This window comes from Moheibacter stercoris (genome assembly GCF_040545805.1).
In the GTDB taxonomy this organism is placed as follows: domain Bacteria; phylum Bacteroidota; class Bacteroidia; order Flavobacteriales; family Weeksellaceae; genus Moheibacter; species Moheibacter stercoris.
Map to the genome: position 1 here is coordinate 117,749 of NZ_JBEPMO010000002.1, position 16,077 is coordinate 133,825.

Annotated in this window: 12 protein-coding genes; all 12 read right to left on the minus strand. The window is 37.6% G+C overall.

Features of this window, described 5'->3' with window-relative positions; all coding sequences use genetic code 11:
* Positions 1-228: 228 nt before the first annotated feature.
* The 12 genes from ABID46_RS02445 to ABID46_RS02500 all read right to left on the minus strand — a co-directional run bounded on the left by ABID46_RS02445 (position 229) and on the right by ABID46_RS02500 (position 16,076).
* Positions 229-1,929, minus strand: coding sequence for a T9SS type A sorting domain-containing protein (locus tag ABID46_RS02445; protein ID WP_354506705.1), 1,701 nt, complete (start codon positions 1,927-1,929; stop codon positions 229-231).
* Positions 1,930-2,168: 239 nt separating this feature from the next.
* On the minus strand, positions 2,169-3,983 hold the full coding sequence (ftsZ, locus tag ABID46_RS02450; protein WP_354506708.1) for a cell division protein FtsZ: 1,815 nt from the start codon (positions 3,981-3,983) through the stop codon (positions 2,169-2,171).
* 23 nt (positions 3,984-4,006) lie between these two features.
* Complete coding sequence (ftsA, locus tag ABID46_RS02455; RefSeq protein ID WP_354506711.1) at positions 4,007-5,404, minus strand: cell division protein FtsA; 1,398 nt, start codon at positions 5,402-5,404, stop codon at positions 4,007-4,009.
* Positions 5,394-6,134 carry a cell division protein FtsQ/DivIB gene (locus tag ABID46_RS02460; RefSeq protein WP_354506713.1) on the minus strand — a complete coding sequence of 247 codons (741 nt, stop codon included), beginning with the start codon at positions 6,132-6,134 and terminating at the stop codon, positions 5,394-5,396. The genes ftsA and ABID46_RS02460 overlap by 11 nt, the downstream gene beginning before the upstream one ends.
* On the minus strand, positions 6,124-7,464 hold the full coding sequence (murC, locus tag ABID46_RS02465; RefSeq protein ID WP_354506715.1) for a UDP-N-acetylmuramate--L-alanine ligase: 1,341 nt from the start codon (positions 7,462-7,464) through the stop codon (positions 6,124-6,126). Before murC ends, ABID46_RS02460 begins: the two co-directional genes overlap by 11 nt.
* The gene (gene murG, locus ABID46_RS02470) at positions 7,461-8,573 is read right to left on the minus strand and encodes an undecaprenyldiphospho-muramoylpentapeptide beta-N-acetylglucosaminyltransferase (RefSeq protein ID WP_354506717.1); all 1,113 of its coding nucleotides are present in this window, start codon (positions 8,571-8,573) and stop codon (positions 7,461-7,463) included. The genes murC and murG overlap by 4 nt, the downstream gene beginning before the upstream one ends.
* On the minus strand, positions 8,542-9,744 hold the full coding sequence (locus ABID46_RS02475; RefSeq protein WP_354506719.1) for an FtsW/RodA/SpoVE family cell cycle protein: 1,203 nt from the start codon (positions 9,742-9,744) through the stop codon (positions 8,542-8,544). Before ABID46_RS02475 ends, murG begins: the two co-directional genes overlap by 32 nt.
* Positions 9,745-9,755: 11 nt before the next feature.
* Positions 9,756-11,090, minus strand: coding sequence for a UDP-N-acetylmuramoyl-L-alanine--D-glutamate ligase (gene murD / locus ABID46_RS02480; RefSeq protein ID WP_354506721.1), 1,335 nt, complete (start codon positions 11,088-11,090; stop codon positions 9,756-9,758).
* Positions 11,090-12,316, minus strand: coding sequence for a phospho-N-acetylmuramoyl-pentapeptide-transferase (mraY, locus tag ABID46_RS02485; RefSeq protein WP_354506723.1), 1,227 nt, complete (start codon positions 12,314-12,316; stop codon positions 11,090-11,092). The genes murD and mraY overlap by 1 nt, the downstream gene beginning before the upstream one ends.
* A 3-nt stretch (positions 12,317-12,319) precedes the next feature.
* Positions 12,320-13,780 (minus strand): UDP-N-acetylmuramoyl-L-alanyl-D-glutamate--2,6-diaminopimelate ligase, encoded by a 1,461-nt coding sequence (locus ABID46_RS02490; protein WP_354506725.1) that lies wholly within the window; start codon positions 13,778-13,780, stop codon positions 12,320-12,322.
* A complete protein-coding gene (locus ABID46_RS02495) occupies positions 13,781-15,748 on the minus strand; it encodes a penicillin-binding protein (protein WP_354506727.1) in 1,968 nt (655 codons plus the stop codon).
* Positions 15,732-16,076 carry an FtsL-like putative cell division protein gene (locus ABID46_RS02500; RefSeq protein WP_354506729.1) on the minus strand — a complete coding sequence of 115 codons (345 nt, stop codon included), beginning with the start codon at positions 16,074-16,076 and terminating at the stop codon, positions 15,732-15,734. The genes ABID46_RS02495 and ABID46_RS02500 overlap by 17 nt, the downstream gene beginning before the upstream one ends.
* Position 16,077: the final 1 nt, after the last annotated feature.

Sequence of the window (16,077 nt, forward strand, 5' to 3'; positions counted from 1 at the left end):
TATTTCTATAGATCTATTTTAGTTCCTAATCCTTTCAATAATTTTCAAGTATTGGATTACTCCTATAACCAATAGATTTATCATCTCTTTATTTCTTGTTTTGATTTAAGTTCAGTAATCGGATTTCTATCTTTATGATAAGGAAAATGACTGTAGAAAATATTAGAGACAAAAACAACCATTTAGTCCCTAAGGACCAAATGGTTTTTCATATTGCATCAATAAAGATTATTTAATAATCACTTTTTTGCTGATAGTGTTCGTTCCATCAGAGATTTTCACAACGAAAGTTCCTTTTCCTAATCCACTTAAATCCATTGCATGTTTTCCAGCACTTACAGAAGCTTCCGCTTTCACTTTTCTTCCTGTCATGTCAAAAACTTCAATGTTATTTTTAGCAGCTTTTAAATCGATGTTTACGATACCAGTTGATGGGTTTGGATAAACATTCACAGAAGCTAAAGAAGAAGCATCTGCAACTCCTAACACACTTGCAGAGAAGTTTGTTGACTCACCAGATCCGTAGTTACCAGTTGTATGATAAATGGTAACATCATTGCTATCTTTTAAGGTTACAGTTCTACCACCATCTCCATAAGAATCCAAAATAGTGAAGGTATAACAATCTAATTCATCTAAAGTGATTGGAATTGTGTACTGTTGATTATTTCCGTATCCATTACCATTCGCAACTGTTGTACCTGCTGAATTCTTAATGTTCCAGCTAACTTCATTTGCATATTGATCCGTATTCAAGACTAATGTCAATGAAGTGCTTGATTCAACTGCTTTGTTAAAGGTAAGCTCTTTTGTATTATTGTCATTGTTCTCATCTGTACTAACAGATACTTCTAAGGTATTAACATCTTGTAAAGTTAATCCTGAAATTGGCAAATTCACCTCTTCATATTCCAACAACGCTAAATCACCAGTCCAATTAATTGTTTGAGCTTCACCACCATTTACTTTGTACGTAATAGTTGCAGAAGTAATGTCATTATTTCCAACATTCATGATAGTTGCTTTCGCATCAAAATCTGACATACAAGTTGGCTTAATCTCTTTGATTTCAACCACGGCTAAGTCATTCTGATATTCTGAAGGAATAACATCAACCATTGTTTGGTTACCACTAATTACTTCTTGTTGAGTTTCTGTCATAAATACGACAACCTCTAATTCAGAAATATCTGCGAATACATTTCTAAATTTCGCAGGCACATCAAAGGTATAGGTTCTTTCAACCAAAGTACCTTGTGTTGTAGTTGTAATTTCTTCACCCCATTGACCTGTTAATAAATGAACCAAACGGTGCATGTGGTTATAATTATTTCCTTGATTACCTCCACTTTGAGGACCTTTGGTATTGTTTTGCAACAAGGCTACATTTAAACGATTTGTACTTACAGGACTATTTGCTGTGTAAAAAGCTTCTACATTTACTGTAACGGTTCTAGAAGAAACAGATACGCTAGCCTCAGCAGCTAAATTCACGTAAGAAGATTGTTGTAAAATTTGATTGGAAGCAGCGACCCAATTTCCTCTTCCCATTGCAGTTGTCCCAGCGGCAGACATTTGCATTCCAGGGAAAACATGACGGTTAACGGTTGCAGAAGGATATCCAAATCCACTTCCTGAATAAGACTGGTTTACAATCGCATCACCAAAAGCAGTACGAAAATCGGGTTGATTTCCAGATGGAACCGCAAATCCACCTTGGTGAATGTTGATAACATACGCGTTCCCAGGGTTGTTGTTCATAATCTGGTTTGCAATTTGGTGACCTTGAGGACAGTACACACAAGTAATTCCTGTAAATTCCTCTAAAATTACTTTCTTATTTTCTGGTGTTGTACTCACCATTGATTGTCCTAAAGCCATAAGTGGCAATGCACCCAAGGCTAAGAAGTTTGTAAAAGTTGTTCTCATATTATTGATTTTTGAATGTTAATTAAGTGCTAATTTCGTCCTAATTTCATCATTTTTCTTTGAATGAAAAAATATTCCGAACGAAATTTTCCTAAACAACTTTAAGATTTTTAATAAATCCTTTTATTTAAAAGAAATTTAATTTTACTCTATTAAACCACTATACTAAAGGGTTTTATAAAAAAAATTGCCCTTGACATTTTATCAAGGACAATTTTAACCAACCTAAACCTAAAATCTTAGTCGACGTTTCCGTGAAGGAAATTATTTTGACGCATCACGATTTCATTGTTGGCATCTTTGCTCACAATGTAATCAGATGGGCCAAGATCTTCACGCTCACTCAACTCTAAACCTTGTCTTTTATATGCAGGAATGCTTTCCAATTCATCTACTGATTTCGAATGAATAGCATTCTTAAATTTATAATTAAATTGTTTCAATCTCGCTCTTCTATCTTCGATTGCTTGTGACAAAGACTGTGAGATAGGAGAATCAAACGGATCTTCTGGTGTAATTTGAGGTTTTACTTCTTGGACGAATTCGGGTTGTACAGCAGAAATGGTTTGTTGCTGTACTTGCTGAAAACCTTGTTCAAACTTTGGCTCTTGTTTTTGTTCAAAAGGTCGTTCAATGATTTCGTTCTCAAAATCATCATCCAATGAGAACATGATTGTTTGAGGTTCTTCTTCTTCGATGATTTCGTTTTGCGCTACGAATGTTTCCTCTTCAAATTGGAACAAACCTTCATTTTTAGCTTCTGAAATTTCTTCCGTAAACAACGGTTGTTGCAATTCTGATTTCAAAACAGGTTCAAAATCATCTAATTTCTCAACCTTGGCAATAGGTTTTTCATCCTCTTCTTCTAAAACAAATCGAATTTCTTGAGGAGCTTGAGGAGCAGGAGTTACAGGAGCTTCTTGCTTCTCTTCCTTCATAATTGGCTCGTCTAATTCGTCTAATTTATTTTTTTTTACTTGTACTGGAAAAGGTGTTTCAGCCGAAAGTTTTTGCACCAAAGGTTGTTCTTCTTCTAAGCGATGAAATACTTTTTCTTCTTCTTTACCCGTAAAAACTTGGTCATCCATTGGAAATCCAGTTGCAACAACGGTAACCGAGATTTTGTCTCCCAATTCCATGTCTTCCCCAACTCCCATAATGATGTTGGCATTGTTACCAGCTTCTGCCTGGATGTATTCATTGATGATACCGATTTCGTCCATCGTTACCTCATTATCACCCGAAACAATCAACAACAAGACATTTTGTGCTCCTGAAATTTTATTGTTGTTCAACAATGGAGAATCCAATGCAGCAGTTATCGCTTCTTTTGCTTTATTTTCGCCACTTGCTTTTCCTGTTCCCATGATAGCAGTTCCAGAATCAGCCAATACGGTACGAGCATCACGTAAGTCGATATTGGTTGCATAGTGTTTCGAAATTACCTCAGCAATTCCTTTTGCAGCGGTTGTTAACACCTCATCCGCTTTGGAGAAACTTGCTTTGTAACCTAAATTACCATATAACTCACGTAATTTATCGTTGTTAATGACGATCAAAGAGTCGACGTTTTTCTGTAACTTTTCGATTCCTCTTTCGGCTTGTTCCAAACGCATTTTTCCTTCAAAATAGAAAGGAGCTGTTACGATTCCAACAGTAAGAATTCCCAATTCTTTGGAAATCCCAGCAATGATAGGAGCCGCACCGGTTCCAGTTCCACCACCCATTCCTGCTGTGATGAAAACCATTTTGGTGTTAACGTCTAAATATTTCTTGATATCTTCAATGCTCTCCAATGCGGCTTGTTCCCCAACTTCAGGATTGGCACCTGCGCCTAAACCTTCGGTTGTTGATTGTCCCAATTGGATTTTATTGGGTACAGGACTATTATTTAAAGCTTGGGCATCTGTATTACAAACCACAAAATCTACTCCTTCTATCCCTTGCTGATACATGTAGTTGACTGCGTTGCTACCACCTCCTCCAACACCAATTACCTTGATGGAAGAAGAGCGATGCTTCGGTAAATCAAACATAAAATCTCCAGTACTCATATCGTTTTATTTTTTAGTCTAAATTATTCAGTTTCATTAATCATTTGGATAAACTTATCCGTCCATTTCGAGAAAATAGATGGCCCTTTTGCCTGTTTTTGCTTTTTAATTCTCGCAGGCTTTTTCTCTTCACTTTTCGGAGCATCTAAAAATGGATCAACCTCTGCTTCGACTTCTGCAGAAATTTCTTCAGAATCAACCACTCCTTCGTTCATGGTGCTCATGACTTCTTCTTCGTAGATATCGGAATCATTTTCTTCCAATTTTTCTAATCCTTTCATTAACAATCCAACCGAAGTTGCATATTCAGGACCTGACAATTCATCTACATAATCACCAACAATGTGCTCATTGGAATACCCAATTCGAACATCCATCCCTGTTAAATATTCGGTTAACTGTCTGATGTGTTTCAATTTTGAACCACCACCCGTCATAACGACACCAGCGATTAAACGCTTTTTCTGATCGTCACAACCATAATGCTTCAATTCCAAATAGCTTTGCTCCAAAATTTCTTTTACGCGTGCATTGATGATTTGAGACAAACGCTTTAAGGAAATTTCTTTCGGATCACGTCCTCTTAAACCAGGAATCGAAACGATTTCGGTTTCTTTATTTTCTCCAGGCCATGCAGACCCAAATTTTTCTTTTAATAATTCTGCTTGACGTTCAATAATTGAACATCCCACTTTGATATCCTCCGTGATGACATTTCCACCATAAGGAATGACAGAAGTATGACGAATCATATTGTCTTTGAAAATCGCAATATCGGTTGTTCCACCTCCTATATCAATCAAAGCAACACCTGCTTCTTTTTCTTCTTTACTCAAAGCTGCGTCTGAAGAAGCAATTGGTTCTAAAGTGATTCCAGCTAAATTCAACCCAGCATTTTTCACACAACGTGCAATGTTTTTGATAGAGGTAACTTGTCCAACCACTACATGGAAATTAGCTTCCAAACGGCTACCGTACATTCCCATAGGTTCTTTGATTTCACCTTCACCATCGATTTTAAAATCTTGAGGCAAAACATGAATGATTTCTTCCCCTGGTAACATCACCAATTTGTACACTTGGTTGACCAATTTTTTCAAGTCGTTTTCATCGATGACATCTTCAGAATTAGGGCGAGTGATATAATCGCTATGCTGAAGGGAACGTATATGCTGCCCAGCAATACCAACTGTAACGTCTGTAATTTTAATCCCAGAAGCTGCCTCAGCTTGAGAAACTGCTTCTTTGATTGAATTGACAGTTTGGGTAATGTTATTGACAACTCCTCTGTGAACGCCTAAACTTTTGGCCTTCCCAATTCCAAGAATTTCAATTTTCCCATGTTCATTTTTACGTCCGACCATCGCTACGATTTTCGTGGTCCCGATATCCAAGCCTACTGCTATTCCTCTATTTGTCATCATTAATTCTTTTGGTTGATACAATTTGGTTATTAAATCTTAGGTTTATTTTTTCGTAATAATTCAATCCCACTTTCCCCAGATATTGGTCATAGAAAAGCTTCAGATTGTCAAATTTGTTTTCGAAATTATTTAACGCACCAAATTCAATGATGTAATCACCTTTGTTCACCAACAAAATAAATGAATTTGGCCCTTGTTTTTTAACAGCGATAATGTGATTTTTCAACAACTTATCAGCCGAAATAACTTCTACTAAATTTTTTAGTCCTTCATAATCTTCTTCTTCTATCGGTCCGCCAACCATCAAAACCTCAGCAGCATACAAACTTGACAAAGGCATTTTGGTTAAATTTTCCGATAAATAATATTCGTCCGTCCCAGTGTTAATCCTTGCCAACGGCGTTTCTTGGTTAATTTGGATGTGCATTGCGCCATCAATATCCTGGAAAACTTCCGACTTTTCAATGAAGGAATTGCGGTTCAAAATATGCTCAACATTGGCTACATCCATGTTCCCTAAAGCAATTTTGGAAACATTCAATTGTTTGCTATTGACGATTTTTCTAATCAAACTATCGTTCACAAAATATTTCCCTGATTCGTGATCGACTGAAATTTTCAAATCGGTCAAGGGCTTGCAGGCATGACGAATGGCTGAAAAACTCACCAAAAAAATGAAAATCACAATCCCAATTAGGACTTTTAACAACATCAATTTAGCCTTCATTTAACCATGTTTTAATCGGTTGAACCAATGTGTCAATATTCCCTGCTCCTACCGTAACCAAAACATCAAATTCTTTGGTTTTGATTTTGGACATAGCCTCTTGTAAACTCGAAACTTCTTTCGCTTCCAAATTGATTTTCTCCAACAAAGAATCAGAGGTAACTCCTTCAATAGGAAGCTCTCTCGCCGGATAAATATCCAACAATATCAATTCATCAAACTGACTTAAGCTATCCACAAATCCGTCCATAAAATCTCTTGTTCTAGTAAAAAGATGCGGCTGAAATACACCCAATACCTTTTTCCCAGGAAACATATCTTTGATCGAACGAATCACAGCATTTAGCTCAGTCGGATGATGCGCATAATCGTCAATATATACTTTGTCGTTGAAATCCCAACGATTGAATCGTCTTTTCACTCCAAGAAATTCTGCCAAAGCTTTTTGAATGGTTTCAAATGGAATTCCCAAATACAAGGAAACCGCAATTGCAGCTGTCGCATTTTCGACATTGTGCCTTCCAGGTAATTTCAGGCTAAAATCACGGAATAATCCTTCCGGAGTTTGAACATCGAAATGGTAAATTCCATTTTCAATTCGGATGTTGATCGCATCAATTTCGGCACCTGATTCTACTCCATAGGTCGTGGCGTTTTCCAATGGTAAGCCTTTTCGAACAAATAATTTTTCAGTAATTTTCTGACTGAATTCAACAAAAGTTTGTTCAAATTCTTCTTTGTTTCCATAGATATCCAAATGATCGGCATCCATGGAGGTAATGATTCCAATTTTGGGCGATAATCTCAAAAAAGAACGATCAAATTCGTCCGCTTCTGAAACCGTATATTTCGTTCCATTGATCAAGACATTGGAATTATAATTCTCGATAATTCCACCTAAAAAAGCGGTACTTTCTAGATCTGCCTGATGTAAAATATGACCTAAAATGGAAGATGTCGTCGTTTTCCCATGAGTTCCTGCTACTGCAATACCATAAGATGATTTCGTGATTTCACCCAAAACTTCGGAACGTTTTACCATTCGGAATTCCTTCTGAACGAAATATTGATAAATAACGGTATCATTTGGAATCGCTGGTGTATAAATCACCAAAGTATTTTCGGGCGTTAAGAAGTTAGGTACTTTATCAGTTTGATCATCAAATGAAATGTCAATCCCTTCTTTTTCCAAAGCCAAAGTCAGTTCAGTAGGCGTTTTATCATACCCCAAAACCACTTTTTCCAAAGATTTGAAATAGCGTTCCAAGGCGCTCATACCGATTCCTCCGGCGCCAATGAAATAATAATAGGCATAATCTAAAACGTTCATTTGATTTGATTTAATAAAATATCCACAATTTCTTTTGTTGCATTGGGTTTTCCCAAAGCTTTTAAATGGGTTGACAATTCCTTTTGTTTGCTTTCGTCCTTCAACAATTCCAAACTAGCCTTTACCAATGAGAAAGGAACTTCTTGGTCTGTAAACATCATGGCTGCATTTTTATCTACCAAAGCTTGGGCGTTTTTGGTTTGATGATCTTCTGCCGCAAATGGGAAAGGAACCAAAATCACAGGTTTCCCAACTAACGACAACTCAGAAATTGCCATCGCTCCTGCTCTTGAAACAATCACATCTGCTGCTGCAAATGCTGTTTTCATATCGTATATAAATTCCGTTACATGAATTCCTTTTGCGTCATGCGGAATTTCTGCACGTATTTTTTCGTATTCTAATTTTCCTGTTTGCCAAATCAATTGAACATCGGAATCCACCAATTTTTTCCAATCTGCCAACCATGCATTGTTCAAGGTTCTCGAACCTTGACTTCCTCCGATGGACAAAATCGTTTTTTTGGAAGTATCCAAACCAAATGAATTCAATGCGACATCATGATCGGTTAGATTTTGGAAAATTTCAGAACGAATAGGATTTCCTGTTAAATGAACTTTTGATTTTGGAAATTCTTGAATTCCGTCATAAGCAACACAAATCGCTGCTGCTTTGTTTTTCAAAAGTTTATTGGTAATTCCTGGAAAGGAATTTTGTTCTTGAATGACAACCGGAATGTTTCGTTTTGCAGCTTGCCACAAAAGTGGACCACTTGCGTATCCGCCAGTTCCAATTGCTACATCGGGTTGAAATTCCTGAATGATTTTGGAAGCCAAACTCAAACTCTTCTGAAGCTTCAAAGGAAATTTCAAATTCGCCAAAAGATTGCCACGAACGATTCCCGAGATAGGAAGTCCTTTGATCTGGTAACCTGCTTTTGGAACTTTTTCCATTTCCATTTTCCCCAAAGCACCTACAAACAAAATCTGTGCTTCTGGCAAACGGGATTTGATTTCATCTGCAATCGCAATTGCCGGATAAATATGCCCACCTGTGCCTCCACCACTAATGATAATTCTAGGCGATGTCTTCGATAACTTCTGGTGCATTTCTTTTTACTTCTAAATCAATTTCTTCTTGCGATTTAATCGCTCTACTCACACTCAACACCACTCCAAAGGCAATACAAACTACCCAAAGAGCCGTTCCTCCATAACTGATCATTGGCAAAGGCTGACCCGTTACAGGAAATAAGTTCACAGCAACACCCATGTTGATGAATGCCTGAAAAATAATGGGCAACCCGACGGCAAACACCAAGAGTGTCCCAAAAAATGTATGGATTTTGGTCGCAATGACCATCATTCTAAATAAAATCATGAGGAACAGGAAGATTAAAAACATCGATCCCATAATTCCGTATTCCTCCACTACAATGGCGAAAATAAAATCCGATGAAGATTGAGGTAAGGTCTGTTTGAATACACTTTTCCCAGGACCAACACCCGACACTCCTCCTCGATTTATAGCCGCCTTGGCATGGGCAACCTGATAGGATTCAATTCCGTCATCTTTGGAGAAATTCTCAATACGAGATTTCCATGTGTGCACACGTGAATTCGGAATTATATCGGCAAAATTCAAGGCTATGAAAATAAAAGCTCCACCCGCCAGAACACCAAATCCAAAGATTCCTAACAGATACTTAATCGGATAGCCCCCAATGAACAACAACACCATGCACATCACAAATAGAATGACCGCGGTGGATCCATTGGCTGGAAAAATCAATCCAATAATTACGAACATTGGGAAAAACAACGGAAAAAAGGATTGCCCTAAGGTCACATCTTTGTTCCGGATCTTGGTTAAATACCTTGCGATGTACACTAGCAAAACCATCGATGCAAATGTCGAAGTTTGAATGGTTATGGATGTACCTGGCAATTTCAACCAGCGTGCGGCATTTGCCCCTTCAATGGTTGTCCCTTGTAAGAGTGTGACGATGAGCAGCACAAATATGACGGGTAAACCGAGTAAGGCAATTCCTCCGAAATATTTGTAATCGACTCGCTGAAGCGCCACAATGATGATCATACCAATGATTAAGAAAGCTGCATGTTTTCCCATATGCGAGAAAACCGAACCTGCTCCTACGGTATACACCAAATTGGAACTTGCCGAATAAACGGGAAGAAAAGAGAATATCGCCAATAGGACAATGAATGCCCAAAGGTACTTATCTCCTTTTATGTAATTTTTTAAAAATCCAAATCCCATTTGACTTCGTATTATAGGTTTTTCACTTCTTTTTTGAACTGATTTCCTCTGTCTTCGTAATTTTTAAATAAATCAAAACTTGCACAAGCTGGAGACAACAAAACAGTATCACCCTTTCTACCAAACATATAAGCGGAACGAACTGCATCTTGCATCGTATTGGTTTCGATGATGTTATCCACAACTCCTTCAAAAGCATCTAAAATTTTGGAATTGTCAACTCCTAAACATACAATTGCCTTCACTTTCTTTTTCACCAAAGGCATCAATTCCGAATAGTCATTTCCTTTATCGGTTCCACCCACAATCCAAACAGTTGGGTTTTTCATGCTTTCCAATGCATAATAAGCTGCATTGACATTGGTCGCTTTGGAGTCGTTGATAAATTCAATTCCCCCAACTTTCAATACAGATTCTAAACGGTGCTCCACAGCTGTAAAATCAAACAAACTACGTTTAATGGTATCTTTTCTAATTTTCAAGATATTGGCAGCAGTAGCCGCAGCCATACTATTGGAAACATTGTGTTTTCCTCTCAAAGCAAATTCAGAAATTGGTAATTCTACTTTTTCTGGAAAGTTTAAGGTTACATTTTCATCATCTGCATAAGATCCGTCGTTTACATGTGTGCTCATTGAGAATGGTATTTTTTTAGCTTTTGTATTTATTTCTTTTATCAAATCGGCAATGCCGTTGTCGTCATAGTTGTACACGAAATAATCTTCGTGGTTTTGGTTTTCGGTGATTTTAAATTTCGATTGTGCATACAATTCCAATTTATAATCGTATTGATCTAAATGATCAGGAGTTATGTTTAACAAGATGGCGATATACGGTTTGAACGAAATCACATCATCCAATTGGAAACTACTGATTTCCAATACATAATATTCGTATTCATCATTGACCACCATTTCGGCAAAACTCTTCCCGATGTTTCCTCCCAATCCAACGTTTAGTCCTTCTTGGGTTAGAATATGATGCATCAAAGTTGCGGTGGTCGTCTTTCCGTTACTTCCTGTGATGGCAATAATTTTGGCCGTTGTATATCTTGAAGCAAATTCGATTTCGGAAATAATCGGTACATGTCGATTTTTCAATTCTTCAATCAAAGGTGCTTTCTTGGGAATCCCAGGGCTTTTCACCACCAAGTCCGCATTAAGAATTCGCTCTTCGGAATGCGTTCCTTCTTCGAATTCAATTCCGTTTTGGGTTAATTTGGTTCGGTATTCTTCCTTCAAACTTCCACGGTCTGAAAGAAACACACGAAATCCTTGTTTTTTACCCAAAAGCGCTGCACCTACACCACTTTCACCTCCGCCTAATATGACTAAGTTCTCCTGCATTATCTCATTTTTAAGGTGATGATACATACAACAGCCAAGATGAACCCGACAATCATCATACGGTTGACAATTTTACTTTCGTGGTATCCTTCTTTCTGGAAATGGTGATGCAATGGTGACATCAAGAAAATCCTTCTACCTTCTCCAAACTTCTTTTTTGTGTATTTGAAATAACTTACCTGCATCATGACAGACAAACTTTCGGCAAAGAAAATTCCACATAATACAGGAAGCATTAATTCTTTTCGAACGATGATCGCAATTACAGCAATTAATCCACCGATGGTCAAACTTCCCGTATCGCCCATGAAAACTTGAGCCGGATAGGTATTGTACCAAAGGAATCCAATCAATCCCCCAATAAATGCCGTACAGAAAATCACGACCTCTTCTGTTCGAGGGATGAATACAATGTTGAGATAATCAGCAAAGATGATGTTCCCCGAAACGAAGGCAAATAAGGATAATGCGGCCACAATAATGACCGACGAACCTGCCGCGAGACCATCAATCCCATCGGTTAAATTGGCTCCATTGGAAACAGCTGTGATAATCACGATGACTGCAAATAAGAAAACAATCCATTCGTATTTAATTTTCCCAGAATTGTCCATCCAAAACAATAATTCACCATAGTTGAATTCATTGTTTTTCAAGAAGGGAACGGTCGTATCTAAACTTTTTTCTTCTTCTCCGAATTTGACAATTTGATGACCAACTACTTGCGATTGTTGTACAGGAACTTGGTGTTTAACAGTCACATCTGGACTAAAGTAAATCATCGTTCCGACAAATAGTCCTAAACCAACTTGTCCTAAAACTTTGAATTTCCCAGCTAGACCTTGTTTGTTTTTACGAAATACTTTGATGTAATCATCTAAAAATCCGATAGCTCCCAACCAAACAGTTGAAACCAATAAGATAATGATATAAATATTGTCCAATTTAGCAAAAAGCAAAACGGGAATAACCGTTGCCAAAATGATGATAATTCCACCCATTGTTGGCGTTCCAGTTTTTTCCTTTTGTCCTTCTAAACCTAAATCACGAACGGTTTCGCCCAATTGTTCACGTCGTAAATAATTGATAATTTTCTTCCCGAAGAACAAAGCGATTAGCAAAGCCATTAGAACAGCTAAACCTGCACGAGTTGATGTATATTGAAACACTCCAAATCCAGGAATGTCAAATTGTTTATCCAAAAAGTCAAATAAATAGTACAGCATTCCTTATTTATTGAGTTGTTTACTTAATTCTACAATTGTTTCCATATCATCAAAATGGTGTTTTACCCCTTTGATTTCTTGATAAGTTTCATGCCCCTTTCCAGCAACCAAAATGATGTCTCCTCTATCGGCCATTTTCAAAGCCGTTTTGATTGCCTCTTTACGATCTGTGATTTTTAAAGTTTTTCTGAAATTTTGAGGCTCAACTCCAACTTCCATTTCAGCTAAAATCGCTTCTGGATCTTCACTTCTTGGATTGTCTGACGTGAAAATAGCTAAATCGGATTCGTTGGAAGCTATTTTGGCCATTTCTGGGCGTTTCGTTTTATCTCGATCTCCTCCGCACCCTACAACCGTAATCAATTTTTCATTGCGGGTTCTGATGTTTTGAATCGTATTCAATACATTTTCCAATGCATCGGGTGTATGAGCATAATCCACAATGGCAACAATTCCGTTTTCGGTAATAATGGATTGAAATCTACCATCGACGGTTTTCAATTTGCTAAGACTTGTCAAGATTTCTTCTTGGTCAAATCCTAAAATTCGTGCAATGGAATAAACAGCCAACAAATTATAGGCATTGAATTGACCAATTAGAGGCGTCCAAAATTCTTTCCCATCCAACAACATCAACATTCCATCGAACTGATTTTCCAAAATTCTCGCTTTGAAATCCGCATCGGTTTTCAAGGCATAGGAATGGCGAGTAGAATCCGTGTTTTGCAACATCACGATTCCATTTTTATCGTCAATATTGGTCAAGCTATGCGAAGACTTTGGCAATTCGTCAAAGAATTTCTTCTTGGCTTTGATGTATTCCGCAAAAGTCTTGTGGTAATCCAAATGGTCATGCGATATATTGCTGAATACTCCCACTTGGAAATGCAAACCAGCAATTCTATTTTGATGAATTCCATGTGAACTCACTTCCATCACCGCATATTCACACCCCGCTTCAACTGCTTCACTAAAAATTTTGTTTAAGGTCAAAATGTCTGGTGTGGTATGAGAAGACGGATATTCCTTTCCATGTATTAAAATTCGAATCGTCGAAACCAAAATCGTTGCAAAGCCAAGTGACTCCAATAAATTATAGGTTAAGGTCGCTGTTGTGGTTTTGCCATTGGTTCCGGTTATTCCGATTAATTTTAATTTCTCGGTTGGATTGCCGTATAAATTTGAGGCAATAATCCCTAAAGCTATAGAAGAATTTTCTACCACCACATAAGTAACATGATCTTGAATTTGAGCAGGTTTCTTTTCGCACACAATGGCTACTGCACCCAACTCAATTGCTTTATCAATAAAATCATGTCCATCAACCTGAGTTCCAGATTGAGCAACAAACAAAGTGCTCTCAGCAACTTTTCTTGAGTCAAATTCCACCGTGGAAATTTCCACCAATGGATTGCCCATAAGTTCCCGAATGTTCACCTTGTATAGTAAATCTTTCAACTGCATTTATCCTTCTAACGTTAAATATATTGTTTCACCTTTTCTAAATGTTGAACCTGCTGGTATTGATTGTGCTCGCACTTTTCCGATACCGGAATAACGCACATCTAAACCCATATTTTCCAAAGCAGGAATCACACTATCACCCGATTTTCCAATTAGATTCGGAATCTTTTTGGTTTCATAATTCGGTTTGAATTTTTCTGTTGACTGAATCAAATTCGGAACATTTACCAATTTCGGTAGTTCTGGAGATGGTTGAGGCGTTCTGGAATACACCCAATCCGCAATTTTCTTGAAAACTGGCGCTGTTACGCCACCTCCATAATATCCTTTGCTTCTATTGGGTTTATGGATAATCACCACACAAGAATATTTTGGATTATCTGCAGGAAAGAATCCAGCAAAAGAAGCACGGTATTGCATCGGTTGATCTTTCACCCAATATTCGACACGCGCAGTTCCGGTTTTCCCCGCTATTTCATAATGTTCTGTAAAAATATTTCGAGCAGTTCCGTCAGAAACAGCATCTTTCAACATCCTAGTTACCGCAGCAATGTTTTCTGGAGAAGACATTCTTTCTACCAAAACTTGAGGCTTGAAATCGATAACTTGACCGTTGCTTTTTTCAATTTTGTCAATGAACAATGGTTTTAATAATTTACCACCATTTGCCACACCATTGTAAAAGGTTAAAATCTGCAAAGGCGTCATTTGGAAACCATATCCATAGGACATAACTGGCAAAGTTACATTGCTCCAATTTGGATCTTCAGGACGATGAAATTTCGGAGCACCCTCCCCTGAAATGTCAATTCCCAAAGGTTTGGTCAAATGCCATTTGTCCAATTGATCAAAGAACTCTTGCGGATCAGCTCCATATCCAGCATTGATCAATTTCGCAGTACCAATATTGGAAGATTTTACCAAAACCGTTCCGACATCAATTCTACCATAACCTTTGGTGTCAGAAATCACTCGATTGTACAAACGATAGCGTCCACCACCTGTTTCAACCATCGTTTCGGGTTTGAATTTTTCATTTTCCAAACCTGCTAAAATCGAAACCGTTTTAAAAGTAGAACCCGGCTCAGCACCATCTCCTACTACATAATTATAGACATCGGAATAAATAGAATCTGAAATTCGTTTCAAATTGACAATCGCACGAATTTTCCCAGTTTCCACTTCCATTACAGCCACACATCCATATTCCGCTTGATATTGCTTCAATTGATCTTGCAATGCACTATAAGCAGCAATTTGCATACCTGCATCGATGGTCGTATAGACATTGGAACCATTAACAGGTTCTTGTTCCCATGATTTAAAAGGTCTCCACTGGCCGCGCCCCATAAACTGTTCCCAACGTTTTCCTTCAACTCCCGACAAATCTTTTGCGTAAGCACCTTCCAAACCAGCTTTCCCACGATGATCATCGTAGCCAATTGTTCTCGCCCCTACATCGGCCAAGACCAATTCACGTTTTGGTTTGGTTTCATGAATAAATCCACCTTTATTTTGACCTTCTCTGAAAATGGGAAAAGATTTAATTCTCATGTATTCCTGATAATCCAATCCTTTGATCAAGGTCATGTATCTATTTCCTTTATTTCGTTCTGTTTTTAATTTTTCTTCGAAATAAGAGGATGGTTTGTCAAACATTTTAGACAAAGAATCTGATAAAGCACGAACTTCAGAATTGAACAGTTCGTCTTTGACAACTGTCAAATCCAAATAAATATTATGAATGGTAATCGTAGTTGCCAACAAATCTCCATCTGAAGCATACAAATTCCCACGTTCAGCAGGCTCTTCTTGCAAACGAAAACTTCTTTCGGCAAAATCATCCAATCTTGCCCCTTCAGCTACCTGAATTTTGATCATAGAATAACAGACCCCGATTGCAATCATAAGCAATCCTGCAGCCACTGCATACCCTCTTACCAATACATGTTTACGGTTCTTGATCATAAATTTTCTTTACTATAACGTAAGGTTGTTCGTCTGTTAATTTAATCCCCAAAGCTTCTGATTGCCTCATAATTTCTGGCTCTAATTGCATTTTCATCAAATAGCGATGAGCATCTGTATATTGAGCTTTCAAATTGGAAACTTCTTCATCTAATTGTTTAATTTTTACTACTTTTTTGTTTACCCAATGCGAACTTGAGATACTCACAAATGCCAAAAACACTAGATACAACACAAATCTCCAGTTCTGCATGGAACCATCTTCGACAAGGAATTTCCCTTTCAGGATATCCATCAGGTTGATATTGCTCTTTTTATTTTTTGCCATC